The following is a 21,937-nucleotide window of genomic DNA, read 5'->3' as shown; positions in this document are numbered from 1 at the left end:
GCCTCCCCGATTATTGAGTTGAATCGTTCAGTTCGAGCAGCACATCACCTTCATTCACGAAATCACCTTCCTTTTTTTTCACTTCTTTGACTGTTCCGCTTCTCTCTGCAACAATCGGGATTTCCATTTTCATTGATTCTAAAATGGCGACTTCCTGGCCTTTTTCAACGTGGTCTCCGGCTTTGACATGCACCTTCCATAGGTTCCCTGCCATTTGAATGTGTATCGTCATGACAGCTGCCTCCTTATAAGTTGTTTTTCAAAAAATCAGTCGTGACGTCTCCTTTTTTGAATGCTTCTGATGAAGCAGCCTGTAAGAGAAGCGGAATATTCGTTTTGATGCCTTCTATCCGATAGTCACGGAGCGCCTTCTTTAGCCTCTCAATCGCTTCCTCTCTGTTTGGGCCTTTGACGATCATTTTGGCGATCATCGGATCGTAAAAAGGCGTAACTGCGCTCCCTGTTGCTACTGCACATTCGTGTCGGACTCCATATTGTTCCGGGAGAGAAAAAGCGGTGATTGTTCCCGGTGACGGATAGAAGGTTTTCGGATCTTCTGCATATATTCTGACCTCTATGGCATGCCCGTTTCGTTTTATGTCCTGCTGAGAGAATCTGAGAGTCTGTCCCTCCGCAACCCTTAATTGCTGCTCAACTAAATCTAAACCTGTAATTTCTTCAGTCACGGGATGTTCTACCTGCAATCTCGTATTCATTTCCAGAAAATAAAAGTTTTTATTCTCATCGACTAAAAATTCGATCGTTCCCGCATTGGCATAGCCGATCGCTTTGGCTGCTTTCACTGCCGTTTCTCCTATCTTCATTCTCAGCTCATCATCAACAAATGGAGATGGGGCTTCTTCAATGACCTTTTGGTGGCGCCTCTGGACAGAACAATCACGTTCAAACAGATGCACAGTATGCCCATGGTGATCGGCAAGAATTTGAATTTCGATGTGGCGGGCGTGTTCAATCACCTTTTCTATATACATGGACCCGTCTCCGAAAAAATCTGCTGCTCGCTTTTTGTTTCCTTCATACGCCTTTATCAATGCTTCTTCGTTAGGAACGAGCTGCATTCCGATGCCTCCTCCCCCTGCTGAAGCTTTCAGCATAACGGGGTAGCCGATTTCACTCGCGGCGAGGCAGGCTGCCTGAATATCTCCAAGGGATTCGGAAACACCCGGCACTACAGGAACACCTGCCTCCTCCATTGCCTTTCGTGCTTTAATCTTACTTCCCATTTTGGCAATCACAGCGGGTGAAGGACCGATAAATACAATGTTTTCTTCTTTGCAGCGTTGCGCGAAACGGCTGTTTTCTGACAATAACCCATATCCCGGATGGATGGCGTCGGCATTTGCCTTTTTCGCCGCCTCTATGATTCTCTCAATATTTAAATAGCTCTCACTGACTCTCGATCCTCCGATATAATAAGCCTCTGTTGCTGCCTTTGTATGGAGCGCATCTCTGTCTGCTTCAGAATATACCGCTGCCGTTTTGATCCCAAGGCGGCTGCACGTACGTATGATTCTCATTGCGATTTCTCCGCGATTGGCAATCAGCACTTTTGTAAACAAATGAAATCACCCCTCATTGACTTGATGGTAAGTGAAACAGCTGAATCGTTTTTTCACGAAGCTTGTATTTTTGAATTTTGCCTGAGGCCGTCATAGGATACTCGTCTGTAAAGATGAAATAACGCGGAATTTTGTGGCGGGCGATTTTCCCTTTGCAATAGGTTTTCAGCTCTTCGGGTGAAGCTGTTTTTCCCTCTTTCAGCTTAATCCAGGCAGCTGCCTCCTCCCCGTATTTTTCGTCAGGCACACCAACTACCTGTACATCTAAAATATTAGGATGGCGGTATAAAAATTCTTCTATTTCTCTCGGATAAACGTTTTCACCGCCTCTGATGAGCATGTCTTTTAATCTCCCGGTGACGCGGCAGTATCCGTCTTCATCCATCACAGCGAGATCACCGGTAAAGAGCCATCCTTCTGGGTTGATTGCCTTTTGGGTAGCTTCTTCGTCTTTATAATAGCCCTTCATCACATGATAGCCGCGGGTGCAAAGCTCTCCCTGTATGCCTCTTTGAACCTCATTAAACGTGCCGGGCTCCACAATTTTCACTTCGACCTCTGGAAAGGCTCGGCCGGTTGTTTCCACTCTTCTTTGGAAGGAATCATTAGCTCTTGTTTGTGTGATCACCGGCGAAGCTTCCGTTTGTCCGTAGGCGATTGTGATGTCTGTCATGCCCATTTTTTCAATGACAGCTTTCATCACCTCACTCGGACAGGATGATCCTGCCATGATGCCTGTTCGCAAAGATGACAGATCATAAGAATCAAAATCTTGCAGATGAAGCTCCGCGATAAACATCGTCGGAACACCGTGCAGTGCTGTGCATGTCTCGTTTTCAACCGTTGTAAGGACTGTGGCAGGTTCAAATTCTACAACAGGTACCATGGCTGCTCCGACGGACACACATGCCAAAACGCCAAGCACGCAGCCGAAGCAATGGAAAAACGGAACCGGAATGCACATGCGGTCAGATGAGGTTAATTTCATACATTCAGCGATATTTGCGGCGTTGTTGATGACATTAAAATGAGTTAGCATCACTCCTTTAGGAAATCCTGTCGTTCCTGACGTGTATTGCATGTTAATGACATCATCTTTTTCAAGGCTGCTCATTCTTGCTTCCAGCTCGGCATCTGACACTGACTGTGCCAACATCTCTGTATCGTCCCAATGATACATACCAGGTAAACGTTTTTCACCGATATAAATCAATGTTTTTAAACACGGATAGCGTTCTGATTGCAGCTGCCCGGGCTCTGCTTCCTTCAGCTCGGGAATTAAGCTGTTCAGGATCTCAGTATAAGAAGTGCCGCGATATGAATTCATGACGATAAGTGCATCCGCATCTGATTGTCTCAGCAAGTAATCAAGCTCTTGGGATTGGTAATTTGTATTTACGGTAACGAGCACGGCCCCGATTTTTGCTGTGGCGAATTGAGCAGCAAGCCATTCCGGTATATTCGAGGCCCATATGGCTACGTGGTCTCCCTTTCCAATCCCCATCCCCATGAGACCTTTAGCGGTTTGGCGGCACAGCCTGTTGAATTGCGCGTACGTGTAGCGAATATTCCGGTCGGGATAGACAACCGCTTCTTGATCAGGATAGGCTGCTGCCGTTTGTTCCAGCAGCCTGCCGATTGTGCAATGGATGAGTTCGGACATGTGACGGTCCTCCTTTCACGAGATCAGAAAGCGTTTACATTTTATTTCAGAAGCTGTCTGGCGATCACGATACGCTGTATTTCTGATGTGCCTTCTCCAATTTCCATCAATTTTGCATCCCGCAGCATCCGTTCAACCGCATATTCTCTCATGTAGCCGGAACCGCCGTGAATTTGAATCGCTTGGTTGCATGCCCTTGTTGCCATTTCAGATGCAAACAGCTTGGCATAAGCCGCTTCTTTCGTAAACGGGCGCTTATGATCTTTCAGCCAGGCAGCTTTTAATACCATTTGCCGGGCAAGATCGATTTCCATCGCCATGTCGGCAAGTTTAAACTGAATGGCCTGAAAGGAAGAGATCGGCTGTCCGAACTGCTTTCGTTCTTTCGCATAGGCTAAGGAGGCTTCAAGTGCTGCTTGGGCAATGCCGACTGCAAGAGCGGCAATAGAAATACGTCCGCCATCTAGGGTATGAAGAAACTGTTTAAATCCTTTTGAAGGGTCGCCGAGCAGGTAACTTGCGGGTACACGGACATCCTCAAGCAAAATTTCCGCTGTATTTGATCCGCGCACGCCCATTTTATCGTACGGGCTCGTTATCGTAAGGCCGGGTGTGTCAGTCGGAACAATCAATGCGGAGATGATATTATTTCCGCTCTCATTTTTGCCTGTCACTGCTGTCACAATCACCGTACGTGCATAGCTGGCATTTGTGATCCAGCATTTTTCGCCGTTAATCACATATTCATCACCATCTATCACCGCTTTCGTTTGCGTGCCTCCTGCATCAGATCCGGCATTTGGTTCTGTCAGGCCGAATGATCCGAGTGCTTTTCCGGAAGCCAGAGGAATCAAATGCGCCCGTTTTTGTTCTTCTGTCCCGAAGTAATATAGAGGGCTTGCACCGAGTGAAACTGCAGCTGCATAGCTTAATCCTGTACTGCCGCATGCTTTGCCGATTTCTTCAACAGCTAAGGCATAGGAAATCGTATCTCCGCCTGATCCTCCATATTCCTCAGGGAAGGGGATGCCCATCAGTCCGAGATCACCCATTTTTTGAAACGTTTGTATCGGGAATTCACCCGTTTGATCTACATGTTCTGCGTGAGGAGCAATTTCTTTCTTTGCAAAATCCTTTACCATTTCACGAACCATTTGCTGTTCTTTTGTCAGCTCAAAATTCACTTGGTTTCCTCCTTCACATCTTTGTAACATCCTATTAAGTGAATTCAGGAATCATTCCCTGACAAAAGAAGTCTGAAAATTAAAACGTCAGCATTAAAATTAACCGGTGATAATAAGCATTTTCCTTCGTTTGGGCATTTGCTGACAGTCATGCCTCTTTTCGCTTTTCGATTGGCGGACGCTGATTGTTCTTTACGTTTGCCAATGAACTGTCGCACACATGACGAACCACCTCCAGCATCAGGTTCTTTTTTGTGCGAAAATGATAATAAACCGTTCCTTGCGTAACATTTGCTTGTTCGGCAACTGATTTTAACGTCATTGTAGTTCCTTGATACTTCTTATAAATCCCCCGCTTTTTTCTGATCATCTCGATCAAAATGGCTAATCATTTTATGTACTGTCTTTTATGTTATGTTTAGGAATGATGCCGCAGTTTTCAAATACTTCGTCATGATCATAGATTGAAAATACATTTTGCAAGTGTGTCTCTTCGATCTTTTTTAATACGAAATGCTCAGATTCCAATACAGGAAATCGTTAAAAATCATTTTCTCTTAGTAATTCAGCACCGGCAATACGTTTCTTGTCTCATTCATAAAAAATGCAATTTGTTGAAAAAGACGGCTAGTAAACAGCCGTCTCTCTGCGGGCTATTTATTTATTTTTCTTTTCGAGGCCTTGCTTTCGTTATGAAGCCGGTCTGCGGACGTGACATAATACGAATATGTTTTATTTGGTTCTGCCGTGTCATCCAGGAAGGTTTGCTTGTCGCTTGTTTTTCTTGCTGTGGCCAGCAATGTTTGCTCCTGTTTTCCTTCAGCTCTGTATATTGCATAGTAGGCTGTTTCCTTTGTTTTTCGATTAGATGGGTGGTCTTGTATGTGCAGGAGATTTCCGTTATCGTCTGCGGTTACTTTGGTCAGTTTCGGTTTTTTCGGCGCTTTGCTGTCGAGCCAAGGCATTTCGGGTACCAATGCAGGCTTGCTGTACAGGTCGGTAATGAGTCTGTCTTTGATGCCGAGCGGATTTTTATTGAGGTCTTTGAGGCTGAAATGCATGCTTCCTTTCACCAGCTCCAGCTGACGGTTGAGGTTGATTTGTCTGGCGTATTCTTCAGGGTCGGACCAAGGCGGGTCAAAATTGTTATTGATTTTATAGGCTGCCTGCCCGATGTATAAATGAACGGGTCTGTTTTTGACCTCGTTGCTCCACCAATCAGCCAGCACGTCATAAGCGGCTGCGTTGAAGCCGATGCTCCAGTAAATTTGCGGGGCAATATAGTCGATGTCGCCTTGCTGGATCCAGTGTCTCGTATCTGCATAAAGGTCATCATAATTTCTGACGCCTGCTTTGGTATTCGATCCGGTTGGGTCGTCTTCTGCGTTTCTCCATACACCGAATGGACTGATGCCGAATTTGACATATGGTTTTTCAGCTTTGATTGTTTGATTGATTTGGCTGACAAGCTGGTTTACATTATCTCTTCGCCAGTCATCAATATCGGGAAACATGTCTTTCCCGTATTGTTCATACTGTATGGTATCAGGAAATTCCTGTCCGGCTATTTTATAAGGATAAAAATAATCATCCATATGAACGGCATCAACGTCATAATGCTTTACGACTTCTTCAATGCCCTCGACGATAAAATCCCTCGCTTCAGGAATGCCGGGATTATAATAAAGCTGCTTTCCGTAAGCCACGACCCAGTCCGGATGCTTTCTTGCCGGGTGATCATCAGACAATTTATTGAGATCTGTATGGTTCATCGTAATGCGGTAAGGATTAACCCAAGCGTGAAATTCAAGATTTCGTTTATGGGCTTCTTCAATCATAAAAGCGAGCGGATCATAACCTGGGTCTTTTCCTTGAACACCAGTCAAATATTCAGACCAAGGCCCGTAAGCGGACGGATAAAAGGCATCGGCCGTCGGCTTAATTTGAACGATGACGGCATTCATTCCCATTGACTGAACGTCATCCAGCAGGCTGAGATACTCCTGTTTTTGCGCTTCAATCGATAAGCCTTTTTTTGACGGCCAATCAAGGTTTAGTACGGATGCAATCCATACGGCTCTCAGTTCCCTGTCCGTGTGTGCTTTGGCCAGATAAGGAACGGATATGATTAACGTTCCGATGAGCAAGCTGACAAGAATACGTACAATCGGCTTTTGACAACCCTTCATTCTGTTTCTTCTCCCCCATTACATCGCTTTCACTATTCGTTATTACGGTATTCCCGAGCTGTAAAAGGGTGCTTAATCGGATTGAAGAAACCGGATTTATAACCGGCTGAACGTAAAAAAGTCCCGAAGCCTCTTTACCCTGCTTTAGGACTTTTTATCATTTATGAGAATTTGCACACTTTTTAACACGTCTACGAGTTTTACGCCTACGCCGACAGCTGATTCAAGAATGGCCTGTGCGCCTGCGATCGATAATATGAAAATCACCGGAACAGCGATATCAGGTAAAAAAAGATAGCCAAGCCCGATCAGGATGGCACACCAAACGCCGGCGCACCAGTAGCAATTTAACATATAGCCAAAGTTTGAGGCCGGCACGTTTTTTTCATTCACGTGCCCGTTTGCATCAACGGTTCTTTTCTTTTTCATAAAAGGTTTTCGGATGAATTCTGTAATTTTGTCGAATACAATTAAGTGTGTCAGCCTGTAACTCGCCAGTATCAGCATAAAAAAAGTAAGCCAAGAAAGATGTTCCATGACAAGCCTCCAAGAAAAAGGATGATGTTATCATTCCCCGCTTTTTTGCATCCATTCTTATGCGCGACTCTCTTGCAAAAAGAAAACCGGACAGAGATACGCTTCTGTCCGGCAAGTATTTGTTTAATGCTTATTTGGCAGCACTTTTTGATCTGAATTGATCTTGTCTAAAATATCGAGGATAATATTTGCATTCTTTTCAGCAAATTCACCTTCCAGCATGTCTTTGTGCGCGCCGTACCCGGTGTATTCGGCATAGCCTTCCTCAGCGGCGTCTTGCCATTTCTGTAATACCATAGCCCCGCTCGTTTCGGTTTGAATGCCAGCTTCAATGAAATGAATGTTTGATTTAATGCGGCCTTCATTTATTAACTGAGCCCAATATTCCTGATAGCACCTTTTTTTCTGCATCACTGTTTCTCTGACTGCTTCCGGCAGGTATGCGGCTGAGTCGTCGTTTTCGGTATCTGCTGTTATAGACTGATCCTTTTTGTAGGCGTCTACGATAATGAAGTCACTGACTTCTAATCCTTTCTTCTCCATAGCCTGTACAACCTCAAAAGCCAAGTTTCCGCCCGCGGAGTAGCCTAATAGAACGTACGGCCCTTCTGGCTGTATTTCGGTAATGCGGCTGACATATTGTTCGATGCGGCTGTCTTCCTCAATAAAATGAAAGCCATACACGGCTGCTTTGTGATTCAGCTGCAATGCCAGGTCTTTAAAATAAATCCCGAATCCTGAAATTGGCGGGAAGCAGAACAGGTTTTTTCCGCCTTGCTGGTTCAGTTGGATCACATGCTGTTCACCGGCCGCTGACAGCTGATTAGAATAAAGCTTTTCCGCAAGCTGGGCGATCGTCGGATTTTCGAATAAGACATCAATCGGTATATCAACATGCTGATGATGTTTAAGCATGTGTATCACTTGAAGCGCTTTTAGTGAATGTCCGCCAAGAGCGAAGAAATCATCATGTATTCCGATCGTTTTAACGCCGAGTACGCTTTTCCAAATTTGCGTCAATTCCTGTTCGACCCAGTTTCTGGGCGGTGTGAGGTCCTGACGATTTTCAGACTCGTTTTCTGGAACAGGGAGTGCGCTGCGATTGATTTTTCCGTTTCCGGTAAGCGGCATACGGTCAACCCGAACCCAGCGCTGCGGAATCATGTAGTCAGGAAGCACACGTGCCAATGCAGCGCGAATTTCCTTTTCGTTTCTGCTTTCATCACTAACATAATGCGTGTATAGCTGCGCCTCTCCATCTGTTTCCAGCAATGTAACTGCCGCTTCACGTACCCCTTCGATTTCTAACAGCCGCGCTTCAATTTCAGCGGGTTCAATCCGTTTTCCGCGAATTTTAATCTGTCTGTCAATCCGGCTGATATATTCTAGGTTCCCATCAGGCAGCCACCGCGCCAAATCACCGGTACGGTATATTCTTTCTCCAGGTATGAAAGGATCAGGAGAAAAAACGGCAGCTGTTACATCATCTCTGTTTAAATAGCCTTTTGCCACCCCGTCACCGCCCACACATAGCTCTCCGGGAACGCCTATTGGCAAGAGACATCCTTTTGCATCTAAGATGAAAGCGGTACAATTGCTAATCGGTTTCCCGATCGGGATAGGAGTGGCATAGTCTCTTTTAATCTCAAAAAAGGTTGAGAACGTCGTGTTTTCTGTCGGTCCATAGATATTATAAAGCGAAAGGTTCGGACACGCGCGCCTGACAGCATTTATAAGCTCAGGCGACAGCGCTTCGCCCCCGACATATAGCGTATGAAGCCTGTGAAACATGTCAGCTTGAGCTTGTGCCAGCTGATTAAAAAGAGCGGTTGTCAAAAACAGCACAGAGATGTTGTTTTCAATTAAATACGCGCCAAAACGATCTGGTGTCAGCATTGTTGATTTATCAATGATATGCAGAGTTGCTCCTTTTAAAAGCGCTCCAAACATCTCAAAGGTGACGGCGTCAAAGCTGATGGACCCTGTCAGGATAAACCGGTCATTTACAGAAGCTGATGTGTAATTGCTGTTGCAAACAAGGGACACGACATTGCGATTGGTAATCATGACGCCTTTAGGCCGGCCTGTCGAACCGGAAGTATACATGATGTACGTGAGATCATCCGGGCCAGTGACGATTTCCAAAGGTTTCGTATGTTCTTCAATCATCGCCTCTGCATCTGCAGAAATGAAGGTTCCTGCAAACGCTGTGTTTGGCTCCAGTCCTTTTTGAACAATCAGCATAGCGGCTTTTGTTTCGCCGAGCATATAGCTGATCCGTTCAGGCGGAAGCTCCGCGTCAAGAGGAAGGTATGTCCCCCCTGCTTTTAAAACAGCCAGTACACTAATGATGAATTCAGGAGAATGACCAGCCAAAATACCGGCTGTTCCGTTTCGGCGCAGCCCGTTTTCATACAATGTTCTGGCCAGTGCATCCGATTTTTGATCGAGATCACGATACGAAATGGACCTATTTCCGTAAACCAGAGCTGTTTGATCTGGTGTTTTTACTGCCTGTTCGCGGAATATATCTATCACTGTTTTGTTTTTCGGATACGCCGTCGAAGTGTCGTTACATTGTGTTAAAATCTGCTCTTTTTCTTTCGGATCAAGAAAGGAAAAGTCTGCAACGGGAATGTCAGGGTGATCTGCAGCGGCTTGTAACGCTTGAGTCAACTGTCTTTGGATGCAGGTCATCCAGGCAGCATCATACACGTGCGCATTATAGCTGAACTTGATGACGAGTTCATCACCGGGAGCAACGACAAGGTTGAAATTGTATCCTGACTGTTCAGACACTTTTACATTGTCTATTTGCAGAGGTGAATCAATCTGATCAGCTGAGTCAGCCATTTTTTGCTGTAACGGATAATTTTCAAAGACAATAATGTGGTCAATCAGTTCCTGTTTTAAGGCGGTGTTTGCCTGAATATCGAATAAAGGATGGCAGGTAAACGGCTCAGCGTCCAGCATATCTTGTTGACAGCGGCTGAGCAGTTCTGCAAACGTTTCTTCTTTGCCTGTTTTAACACGAACCGGAACTGTATTGATAAACAATCCGATCATTGATTCAACACCCGGAATTTCAGATGGTCTGCCTGAAACGACCGCGCCAAAAACGACATCGTCCGTTCGGTTGTAGCGCTGGAGCATGACACCCCAGACCGTTTGAATAAAGGTGGCAAGCGTGACGCCTGTTTGTTTGGCGGTCTCTTTCAGCTTGTCCGTCAGCTTTTGATTTACAGTGAAAATTAATTCTTCACGGTAATACCCTTCTTTTGCTTCTCTGTCCGTCACCCGAGGCAGCTGTGAGGGGGTGCTGTAGTTTTTCAGATAAGCACGCCAGTAGTCTGCTGCCGTTTCTTTGTCTTGTTTTGTCAGCCAAGAAATATAGGTGCTGTAGGGACGAACAGGCTCCAAAGCAAGGTGATTTCCTGTATGGATAGATTGATAGATTTGCATAAATTCCTGCAGAATGATTCCGAGACACCAGCCGTCCATTAAGATGTGATGGTGGCTCCAGACACAGACATGCTCATTTTCCGCTGTTTTGAGCAGAGAAATCCGCATCAGCATGTCTTTTTGCAAATCAAACCCTTTTTTCTTATCTTTCTCCTTAAACTGTTCAATATAATCATTTTGCTCATTCGTTTGCAGGCTGGAAATGTCCTCAGTGTGCAAATGGAAATTCCGTTCTGTCATCACGACCTGCCGAGGCCCCGACAGATTGGGGACGTGCGGCAGAAATACAGTTCTGAAAATATCATGGCGGTCGATGATGGCTTGAATACTGCGCTGAAATATCTCATAGCTGAGGCTTCCTTTTATCGTAAAGAGCGACTGCTCAACATAAGCTCCCTCCTCTTTATGGAGGAAGGAATGAAACAGCATTCCTTCCTGCATATGACTGAGAGGATAAACATTCTTGATTTTTTTGGTTTTAACCATATCGCCTGCACCTTTCTATACGGTTTCATTAGTTAGTGAAAACTGAGCATATCAGCGATTTCTTGGAGCGCGTCCTCGGTCAGTTCATGATCATCAAAATCGCTGATGGTTTTTTCTGTTTCTGTTTTGTTCAGACAGTGATCAATCAGCTTCAGTAAGTAGTGATGGCAATTCTCACAAAGCTGTGCGATTGTTTTATGCTGGAACCGGGATGTTTCATACGTCATGTTGACTGTCATTTTTCCTTCTGCTGCCATCGCACTGATGTCAAGCGTTTGCTCACGGTTCCAAGAAGTGCTGATATCTTCTCCGGTCCCGAGCGGAGAAAACGAGAAGGTGTTTTCATCAGTCGCTTCAGTTGTACGGCTGTTTTCAAATTGACCCAAATAGTTGAAGCTGATGTCCGCCGTGCCGGTGAAATCGACGCCAGTTTTCTCAGGCGGGGTCAAATATTTGAGTACACCGTAGCCGAATCCTTTGTCCGGAACGCGTCTCAGTGTATCTTTTGTTGTTTTTAACACATGAACCAAGTATTCTTCTTGATCCTTGCCGGTCAAGTCTGAATCTAGTTTGACGAATAATGGATAAATGGCGGTAAACCATCCAACCGTGCGGCTGACATCTATGCCGTCTAACACATCCTCGCGTCCGTGGCTTTCTAATGACAATTTGACGGCGGATTGGTTTGTCCAATCCCGCAAAGCTAGAATCACGGAAGCCAGCAGCATATCTTGCGTATCTGTGTTATATGTGCTGTTGACACGTTTTAAAAGCGCCTCCGTCTCTTTTGTATTTAGAGAGAATGAAACTGTATCCCGTTTTCTCTCATTTAAAGTTTGAGCGTTCATTTGATCAAACGGCAGTGCTTCTGTTTGGTACTCTTCAGCTTCGCGCCAATATGCGAGCTGTTTCATAAGCTGACGGCTTTCAGCATAGTCAGCGAGTTTTTCCGTATATGCTTTGAAAGAGCTTGTTTTAGGCGGCAAATCAATGTCTTCTCCGTTTACAGCCTGACGGTATCCGGTTGCCAAATCCTCCAGCAGGACACGCCATGAGACGCCGTCAACGATGAAGTGATGAGCCGTTAGGAACAAAAAATCTCCATCAGCTGTACGGAAAAGTCCGGCCTGCAATAGCGGCCCTTTTTCCAAATTGATGTTCTGCTGAATGTCACGTACATGATGTTTAATCAGAGATTCATATTCATTGACTTCTGAACCTTTAAGATTGATGATCTGTAGGCTGTACAGCGCGTCGTCTGAATGACTGACCGGCCGATTATATTGAACCCATTTGCCTTGCTCAGACTGTGTGAACACCATTCGCAGCGCATCGTGGTGGATTGTGATGGCTTTTAACGTTTTGCGCAGCGCGTCTTCTTGGATGGAGGTGCTCCGGTGCAGCATAACAGATTGATTAAAATGGTGTTTCTCTTTTATATCTTGAGAAAGGAACCATTTCTGAACCGGTGACCACTGTACTTCCCCCTCAACCGGAGCTTGGCTGGCACTAGTATCGGAATCACGAATATATGCTGCCAGTTCTTTAATGGTCGAATGACTGAATAAATCTTTAACCGACATTTGTTTTCCGATTCGATGAAGCCGTGCTGACACCTGTAACGCTTTAATGGAATCTCCGCCGAGCTCGAAGAACGAATCATCAATTCCAATTTTCTCTGCACCGAGCACTTCACCCCATATATCTGCCAGTTTTTGTTCCATCTCGCTGGTCGGTGCATGAAATGTACGTACTTGATTGAATGCAGGTTCTGGAAGTGCCCGGCGATCCAGCTTGCCATTTAGTGACAAAGGAAGCGAGTCCAGCGTTTGAATAAACGCCGGCATCATATATAAAGGCAGCTGTTTATTTAATTCGGCACGCAGCATTTCTGTATTAAAGTCTTGCTCTGCCACAATGTAAGCACATAATTCGGTTTGAGCAGGCGCTGTTTCTCGAGCAAGGACAACAGCCTCTTTTACTCCATTTATACGGCGGATAACCGATTCAATTTCTTTCGTTTCTACACGGTGGCCCCTGATTTTGACTTGATCGTCCATCCGTCCTAAGTATTCGATTGTACCGTCTGCCATCCATCTGGCTGCGTCACCTGTTCGGTACATCCGTTTTTCGGGCTGGAATGGGTGCTGAACGAACGTTTTTGCTGTCAGTTCCGGAAGATTGACGTACCCTCTCGCAAGCCCTGTTCCTGCTATGCAAAGCTCGCCGGCAACGCCGATTGGCTGAAGCTGATCCCCGTTTAAAATCAGAACTTCAGTATTGTCGATCGGCCGGCCGATGCATACGTTTTTCTGCCGTTCCATATGTCTCATGGCTGTGGTTGCCACACTGTTTTCTGTCGGCCCATATTCATTTGCTAGCTCTGTATTCGGGCATATTGCCATGCTGCGGTCTATCAATTCCCGGTCAGCTGCTTCTCCTGCAAGCGTGACTACTCTAAGCGTCTTCGCATCTTCCGGCTGTATGACGTCCAAAAGTGCCCGATATAAAACAGGGACGATAATCATATGTGTAATCCGATGATGAGATAGATCATGCTTAATGGACAAAATATCTTTCGCTTCGTTTTCATCAGGCAGCACTGTCTTTGCACCTGACAAAAGCGGTGTGAACATACTTGTTAAAAAGCCGTCAAACGAAAAAGAAAAGAGCTGAAGGACTGTGTCTGTCTCATTCAAAGTATAAGCATTTCGCCGCCACTGCAGAGTGTTGGCTATTCCTTTATGCTCGACCATCACGCCTTTTGGCTGGCCTGTCGTTCCTGAAGTGTAAATGATATAAGCCAAATGCTGAGGGCGTGACACTTGCGGAAGCGGTGATCCGTCGTATGTCTCCGCGTTCTCTATGGCGAATATCTCACCTTCAAAATCTTCAAGTGCTTCTTGGTCGGCAGCAGGTAAAGTGATGAGCAGTTTGGTTCGGCTGTCGCCGAGTATATAGCGTTTCCGTTCCGCCGGGTATTCCGGATCAATCGGGACATAACAGCCGCCGGCTTTCCAAACGCCCAGAATGGCTGCAATCATGCTGAATGAACGAGACATCATAATGCCGACTGGTGTGTCCGGTTTAACCCCGCGGTCTCGCAGGGCCCATGCAATGCCATTGGACCATTCGTCCAGTTCCTGATAGGTGAGCGTGTTTTCTCTGCTGACGAGTGCAGGAGCATTCGGAGTCAGCGCTGCTTGTTTTTCAAACAGCTGATCGATTGTTTGCACTTTATGTTCATTTTCTTGCCCGCTGTTAAACTCATTCAGCAGTTTGTTTCGCTCTTCATGAGTCAGAATGTCGATATTGTTAAGAAATGTGTTCGGATTTTTGACAATATGACTCAGCAAATTTGTCAGGTGATATGTCCATTGTTTTATCGTTGCTTCTTGAAAAAGTGCAGTCGAATATTCAAATTTCAAATGAATTTGCTCGTCACCCTCAGAAGCCTGCAATGTGATATCAAACTTAGAAACATGATGAGAAACGCCGGCCGGCTGGAGTTGTATGTCATCCAGTTCCAAAGTCTGTTGCTCTGTATTTTGAACGACTAACATCGCATCAAACACTGGATTTCGGCTCATATCCCTTGTTACGCCGAGCTTGTTGACAAGCTCTTCGAACGGATAATCCTGATGTTCGTAAGCTTCCAATGCAGTCTCGCGCACTTCCTGCAAAAATTGCGCAAATGGCTTCCCGCCCTCCGGGCGTGCCCGAAGCGCCAGGGTGTTGACGAACATTCCAAGTATCGGCTCAAGGTCCTTGTGAGGACGTCCGGCAATTGGTGACCCGACGATGATGTCTTCCTGTCCGCTTAAGCGCGCCAATAACGCTGTGTAAGCTGCCAGGAGCACCATGTACAGGGTGCTTCCGTTCTCTCGTGCGAGCTTGTGAAGCCCGGCTGTGAGTTCTTGATCGAGCGTAAATGAGACTTGATCACCCGCGAAGCTTCGCACAGGCGGCCGGGCGTAATCAGCCGGCAGGTCCAGTACGGGCAGCTCGCCTTCGAGCTGCTTCAGCCAGTATGCCTCCTGCGTCTTGTACGTGTCTCCTTTTTTAAAGGCCTCCTGCCATACGGCATAGTCTTTATATTGAATGTGAAGCGCAGGTAGCTCCTGATTGGCGTACAGCTCCCCGAATTCCCGAATGAGCGTATTGACTGACACACCGTCTGAAATAATGTGATGCATATCGACCAGTAATAGATGCCGCCCGTCTGATACCTTGACGATCCCCGCCCGGAACAGCGGAGCTTGGCTGAGTTCAAACGGCTGGATAAACGCTGACGCGGCTTCCTGTTCAGTTTGTCCGCCGAGCACAGAGGTGCGGAATGTAAACGGCACTTCGTCATGGATGCGCTGAACCGGCTCGCCGTCTGTGTCCGTTGTAAAGGACGTGCACAGTGACTCGTGGCGTTTGATCAGCTTTTTGAATACGGCCTCCATTCTTGTAAGATCCAGCTTTCCTTCCAGCTCCAAGACTGCCGGCATATTGTAGCCTGTGCCTCCATCCTCCAGCTGCTGGAGCACATACATCCGCTTTTGGGCGGAGGAAACCGGGTAGGTCTCGCGTTTTTCAGCCGGCTTAATGGCTTCATACGGACTTTCCGTTCCTTCGCTGATGACAGAAGCCAAACCTTCTACCGTCGGATGGGCGAACACATCCTTCAGCGGCACTTGGACGCCGAATTCCTTGGTGATCCGGGAGACAAGCGCGGTGGCTTTTAAGGAATGGCCGCCCCGGTCAAAAAAGTTGTCGTGAATGCCGACAGGTCCGCTTTTCAGCACTTTCTCCCACAGCTGGGAAAGCTTCATCTCTGTCAGGTTTCTCGGCGCTGTGTAGGTTTCCCGATCTGCCGCTCCGTCAGGAGCAGGCAGCGCTTTTCGGTCGAGCTTTCCGCTCGGGGTAACCGGCCATTGTTTCATCTCAATGATATGAGCAGGGATCATGTAGCCCGGAAGCAAAGTCTCAAGCTGCTTGCGCACTTCATTTCTGCCGAGTCCTTCCGCATACGCACATAATTCCGCCTCGCCGCTTTCTGTACGAACGGTCACAGCCGCTTCCCGCACACCTTCAATGCTTCTGAGCGCCGCTTCAATTTCTCCCGGCTCAATCCGGTAGCCGCGGATTTTCACCTGGTCATCCAGACGGCCGAGGAATTCAACCTGTCCGTCTGGGAGCCAGCGCGCCAGATCACCCGTTTTGTACATGCGTTCACCCGGATAAAATGGATCATCAAGAAAACGTTCTTCTGTTAATTCCGGACGATTCAAGTAGCCTCTGGCGACGCCGGCTCCGGCGATATACAATTCTCCGATACATCGAGCAGGCAGCATCTTCTGCTTCTGGTTAAGAATATACAATCTGACATGATGAATAGGTTTGCCAATGGGAATTCGGTCAAGTTTTTCATCCAGCGGGCAATCAAAGTATGCCGCTTCTACAGTAGCTTCGGTAGGCCCATAGGAATTGGTTAATGTAACATCTGGCAGCAATTCACAGAACCGAGAGACAAGATGTGCCCCCAGCTGTTCGCCTCCAGAAAACACCCTCTTCAGCCGGTTCGTTTTGATCGGTACAGGGCCATTTTTTAGATATTCTAAAAACGCATGAAGCATAGAAGGCACAAAATGCATCGCTGTAATCTGCTGTTCTTCTATGACCTTCAATATCATGTCAGGTTCTTTTTCGCCTCCTTGAGGAAGCAGATAAACAGAGGCGCCAGCGTACGGCCACCAAAACAGCTCCCATATCGAAGCATCGAAGGAATACGACGTTTTATGCAAAATGACGTCCGATTGGTTCAAAGGATAGCGGAACTGAAGGGAATTTAAAAAATTCACTGCAGATTGATGCTCAACCTGTACACCCTTAGGTCTTCCAGTAGAGCCGGATGTATAAATCATATAGGCTAAAGAATCCGGATAGACTTCAACATTTGGATTGGACAGACGACGTTTCAGCCCGCTGTTTAATTGACTGAGATGAACGATTTCTCCATCAAAAGCCGGAATGTCTAGATTGTCAGATTGAATAAGGAGAATGTCAGAATCGCTGTCCTTCAGCAAAAAGCGGATCCGTTCCTCTGGATAATCCGGGTCAATAGGAAGATAAGCACCGCCTGCTTTTAGAATCGCATAAATCCCGATCAGCATTTCAGGGGAACGCCTTCCCATAATGGCAACAGTCGTTTCGGCTTTTACTCCCCGGTCGATCAGCTCCCAGGCTACACGGTTAGCCTGTTCGTTCAATTCCTTGTAGGTTATCTCTCCGTCTTCAACGATCACGGCCGGTTGGTCAGGTGTTTTTGCCGCTTGCTGTTCGAGTGCATGGTGCAGGGTCTGTTTCAACCGATAGCCTGTCTCTTCAAGCGGCTGGCATGAGTCAATGAAAGACCTTTCTTCTTCTAAAGTCAGGATCGGAATATCGTCCAATTCCATGTCAGGACTGGAAACTGTGTTTTCCACAAGTGTCGTAAAAAGGCCGGCCCACCTTTGAACGGTATCTTCTTCAAACAAAGCGGTACTGTATTCAAACTGACAGTACAGCTCAGCTTCATGCTCTGTGACATACAGGGAAATATCGAACTTAGATATCGGATGCTGCAAATCGTTCCATCTAAGCAGCAAATCATTCATTTTCAGCGTTTGCTTTTCCATATTTTGCAGCACAAGTGTTGTATCAAACAGCGGATTCCGGCTCATTTCCCGCTGCACACCGAGTTGATCAACCAGCTCTTCAAACGGATAATCCTGATGCTCATAGGCTTCCAGTGCAGTCTGCTTGACTTCCTTCAGAAAATCCGTAAATGTCTTATTGCCGGCTGGGTGCGTCCGGAGCGCTAATGTATTGACGAACATGCCAAAGACCGCTTCAAGATCGGCATGCGGGCGTCCGGCAATAGGCGAACCGATCACGATGTCTTCCTGACCGCTTAACCGCGACAAAAAAGCTGAATACAATGCGAGTAGCGTCATGTACAGCGTGCTCTCATTTTTGCGGGCTAGCTCCTTCAGGCGGGACGTGATTTCTTCATTCATTTGAAATAAAACTTTGCCGCCCGTGAAATTCCGTTCTGCCGGTCGGCGCTTGTCTGTTGGGAGCTCGAGCACCGGCAGCTCACCGCTAAACTGTCTCAGCCAGTAAGTCTCCTGCTTTTTGTATGTGTCTCCCTTTTGAAATTCCTGCTGCCAAACGGCGTAATCTTTATATTGGATTCGTAACGGCTTAAGCGTCCGATTTGCATAGCGCTCAGTGAATTCGCGGATTAAAAGCTGAACGGATACACCATCGGAAATGATATGATGCATGTCCACCAGCAGCAAATGCTTCTCATTTGCCAGTTTCACAAGGCCAGCTCTGAATAACGGCGCTTGACTGAGGTCAAATGGACGGACAAATCCAGCAGCAGAGGCTTCTTCACTTAACGTGAATGGAACCTCACTGTGAATACGCTGTACGGGCTCGGCATCTTCTCCCGGCACAAAGGACGTTCGAAGCGGCTCATGCCGGCTGATCAGTTCCTTGAATACAGCAGCCAGTTTTTCGCGATCAAGCTTCCCTTCCAGTTCTAAAACTGCCGGCATGTTGTAGCCGACTCCTCCATTATCTAGATGCTGGAGCACGTACATCCGCTTTTGAGCTGATGATACTGGGTACGTCGGTTGTTCTTTTGCCTGTACAACCGACGCAAAGGGATTTTCCTCTGCATGTCGAATAATGAGAGCCAATCCTTCCACTGTCGGATGGGCAAATACGTCCTTCAGCGGGACTTGAACATGAAATTCCTTGGCGATTCGCGACACAAGCACCGTTGCTTTTAACGAGTGTCCGCCGCGGTCAAAAAAGTTGTCGTGAATGCCGATCGGGGCTTCCTTCAGCACATCTTCAAACAGCTGCGAAAGCTTTACCTCTAACAGGTTCCGCGGAGCAGCGTATGTATTACTGCTGATTGAAGCTTCCGGTTTTGGAAGAGCTGATTGATCGACTTTTCCGTTCGGCGTCAAAGGAATGCTGTCAACCCAGACCCATTTGGCCGGAATCATATATTCCGGGAGCTTATTTGCCAGATATTGTCGCAAAGCCGAGGGATCCAGCCTGTGCATACTGCAATAATAAGCGCATAACTCATGTTCTTCACCTTGATTTTGCCTGATAAGAATAGCAGCTTCTTTGACCTCTGGATGATTCATTAACGCGATTTCTATTTCTTGCGGCTCGATTCGATAACCTCTGATTTTCACTTGATCGTCGGCTCGACCGATATATTCAAAGCTGCCGTCTTCACGAATTCTCGCTACATCTCCCGTTCGGTACATGACCGCTCCGGACCTGAAGGGATCGGGTAAAAATTTCTCTCGCGTCAGTTTATCGTTATTGATATAACCTCTGGCGACACTTGAACCGGAAATATATAGTTCTCCTGATACCCCCCGAGGCTGCAGCTGTTTTTGGCGATTTAAAATATACAGATCAGTACAATCAATCGGTTTTCCGATCGGAGGAAACTCCGGAATTTGGTTACCCGGATGTATGGTATATGCCGACACTACATGAGTTTCTGAAGGTCCATAATGATTGTGCAAGTACATGCTGCGCTGGCGCAAAACATCTTGGAGAAGACTGGAAACGATTAATTGCTCACCGGCTGTAATCAGGTGTTTTACATCATGAGGAAACGCGTTCGCAAATTCCTGTTCGCTGAAAATCATTTTGATAAAAGCCGTTGGGAGAAACACAATAGTCGTCTGATGCTCTTTTATAAATGCAAACAGCTGAGGTACGTCTCTTTTTATAGCTTCTGGCACGATATGAAGTGTGCCGCCTCCCAGCAATGTTGAAAATATTTCTTGATAGCAGACGTCAAAGGCAGGAGTTGCAAATTGCAAAACATCATTTTCAAAATCAATGCCAGAGCGAGTGAATTCGAACTGCAGCAAGTTAGCCATATTTCGATGTTCAAATTGAACGCCCTTTGGTTTTCCTGTTGTGCCTGATGTGTAAATCATATAGAGCAGGTCGTCCGCACTATTCACTGAATGTAAGCAGCTGCCGTCTTCGATTTGAATATCTTCCATATAGATAACATTCAGGCCAGTCTCAAGCAAAGGTGCAAAATGCGCTTGTGAAACGACATGAGAGCAGCCGCAGTCATTCAGAATATAATTTATTCTGTCAGACGGATAATGGGGATCGATTGGAACAATGGCGCCTCCAGCCTTCAATATACCGAGAATACCTGTAACGAACTCAGTTGAGCGTTCCATCATGATTGCGACAGGTTCCTGCCTCATAACGCCTTTATTCCGCAAATGCCGTGCCAATCTGTTGGCGGATTCGTTCAATTCTTTATAGGTCAGAGAATGCGCTTGATCAATCACAGCCCGCGCGTCAGGCGTCTTTTCTGCCTGTTTTTCAAACATGGCATGGATGGTTTCGTAAACTGGTTTGTGATCTTTGATTTCCCCAATCAGCTGCAGCTTTTCAGTGTCTGTTGTGATATCGATGTCTTCGGGTGAGAGATGCGGATGATCTAAGATTTGGGAAACAGTGTTCAAAAGATGCTCCTTAACAGAAAGCACAAAGGATCGGTCGTGCAGTGCTGCATCATAGCTCATTTTTATATGGATTTCTTCCGCTGGCGCCACCATAAGATAAAAGCTGTAATTGGTTTCATCCGCTACTGTAAAGTTATGAATCTGAAAAAGATCTGAATCAGGCACCTGGCTGTTCAGCATTTCTATTTCTTTCTGCACCGGATAGTTTTCGAATACAAGAATGTGATCAATCAAACCTTGCTTGACTGCTGAACGGGACTGTATCTCGTATAGAGGATGGTAGCTGTATGCTTCTGCAGCAAGGCGATCCTTTTGCATGTCTTTTACGAGCTGTAAAAATGGCGTTTTTGATCCATGCAGCCGTATGGGAATCGTGTTGATGAAAAGCCCGACCATTTGTTCAATTCCTTCAATGTCTGAGGGCCTTCCTGAAATGACAGAACCGAATACCGCGTCATCACTATTGTTATATTTTTGAAGAAGAATTCCCCATAGGGTATGGAAAATTGTACTGAGTGTGACTTCTTCTCTTACGGCAAGCTCTGACAGCCTGCTGCTGTCTTCTTTTGAAAATGAAAATGTAATTTGCTCCTGCCTGCTTGTACTCTTTGTTTTTTTCTGCTTCGGGAGCAAGGTTTGCTGCTCAATGCCGGAAAGATAATTGTCCCAATAGGAAACAGCTTTCTCTTTGTCTTGCTCCATCAGCCAATTGATATAAGTTCCGTATGGCTGAACGGGCTCCAATGATAATGGAGCCCCTTTTATTTTTGATGCATAAATCTGAAGGAATTCTTTTAGTACAATGCCGAGGCACCAGCCGTCCATCATGATGTGATGAAAGGTCCAAATACAAGTATATTGCCGCATTCCGGTTCGAATAAGTGTGATGCGCATGAGCATATCTTTTTGCAGATGAAACCCTTTGGCGCGGTCCTTTTCTTTTATTCGTTCGACAAACGCAGATTGGCTCGCTTCATCTAAATGAGCAATGTCCTCCTCCAGTACACTGACAGTCCGTTCCCTCAAGACAACCTGCTGAGGTGAAGAGACATTTTGGCTGATGAAAATCGTTCTGAAAATGTCATGTCTTGCTACTAAAGCATTGATGCTCTCTTGGAAAAACTGCAAATTGACTTCTCCCTCTATTGTAAAAGAGGCTTGTTCAACATATGCCCGTGAATCTTTTTGCAGGAGGGAATGAAAGAGCATTCCTTCCTGCATATAAGACAGCGGATAAATATCCTGAATTGAATTCGCTTTTGTCATGTTCATA

General features: G+C 46.3%; 9 protein-coding genes. All 9 read right to left on the bottom strand.

The window, feature by feature from the left end:
• Nucleotides 1-10 precede the first annotated feature (10 nt).
• Nucleotides 11-232, bottom strand: coding sequence for an acetyl-CoA carboxylase biotin carboxyl carrier protein subunit (locus tag LNN34_RS06235; protein WP_101863379.1), 222 nt, complete (start codon nucleotides 230-232; stop codon nucleotides 11-13).
• 13 nt (nucleotides 233-245) lie between these two features.
• Complete coding sequence (locus LNN34_RS06230) at nucleotides 246-1,580, bottom strand: acetyl-CoA carboxylase biotin carboxylase subunit (RefSeq protein ID WP_101863378.1); 1,335 nt, start codon at nucleotides 1,578-1,580, stop codon at nucleotides 246-248.
• Nucleotides 1,581-1,593: 13 nt separating this feature from the next.
• Nucleotides 1,594-3,243: an AMP-binding protein gene (locus LNN34_RS06225; RefSeq protein WP_101863377.1), complete on the bottom strand. Its 1,650-nt coding sequence runs from the start codon at nucleotides 3,241-3,243 to the stop codon at nucleotides 1,594-1,596.
• Nucleotides 3,244-3,284: 41 nt separating this feature from the next.
• The gene (locus LNN34_RS06220) at nucleotides 3,285-4,427 is read right to left on the bottom strand and encodes an acyl-CoA dehydrogenase family protein (RefSeq protein WP_044155696.1); all 1,143 of its coding nucleotides are present in this window, start codon (nucleotides 4,425-4,427) and stop codon (nucleotides 3,285-3,287) included.
• Between the two features lie 148 nt (nucleotides 4,428-4,575).
• A complete protein-coding gene (locus LNN34_RS06215; protein WP_229043001.1) occupies nucleotides 4,576-4,749 on the bottom strand; it encodes a TetR/AcrR family transcriptional regulator in 174 nt (57 codons plus the stop codon).
• Nucleotides 4,750-5,080: 331 nt separating this feature from the next.
• The gene (locus LNN34_RS06205) at nucleotides 5,081-6,616 is read right to left on the bottom strand and encodes a glycoside hydrolase family 10 protein (RefSeq protein ID WP_101863376.1); all 1,536 of its coding nucleotides are present in this window, start codon (nucleotides 6,614-6,616) and stop codon (nucleotides 5,081-5,083) included.
• A 144-nt stretch (nucleotides 6,617-6,760) separates the two neighbouring features.
• The gene (locus LNN34_RS06200) at nucleotides 6,761-7,153 is read right to left on the bottom strand and encodes a DUF1360 domain-containing protein (protein WP_010334451.1); all 393 of its coding nucleotides are present in this window, start codon (nucleotides 7,151-7,153) and stop codon (nucleotides 6,761-6,763) included.
• Between the two features lie 123 nt (nucleotides 7,154-7,276).
• Entirely contained in the window at nucleotides 7,277-11,101 is a 3,825-nt protein-coding gene (gene fenB / locus LNN34_RS06195) for a fengycin non-ribosomal peptide synthetase FenB (protein ID WP_101863375.1), read from the bottom strand.
• A gap of 32 nt (nucleotides 11,102-11,133) precedes the next feature.
• Complete coding sequence (fenA, locus tag LNN34_RS06190; protein ID WP_229043000.1) at nucleotides 11,134-21,930, bottom strand: fengycin non-ribosomal peptide synthetase FenA; 10,797 nt, start codon at nucleotides 21,928-21,930, stop codon at nucleotides 11,134-11,136.
• Between the last annotated feature and the right edge of the window lie 7 nt (nucleotides 21,931-21,937).

Source organism: Bacillus sp. AF23 (genome assembly GCF_020861455.1).
Taxonomy (GTDB): Bacteria; Bacillota; Bacilli; order Bacillales; family Bacillaceae; genus Bacillus; species Bacillus halotolerans.
This window is presented reverse-complemented; position numbering and strand designations above follow the sequence as displayed.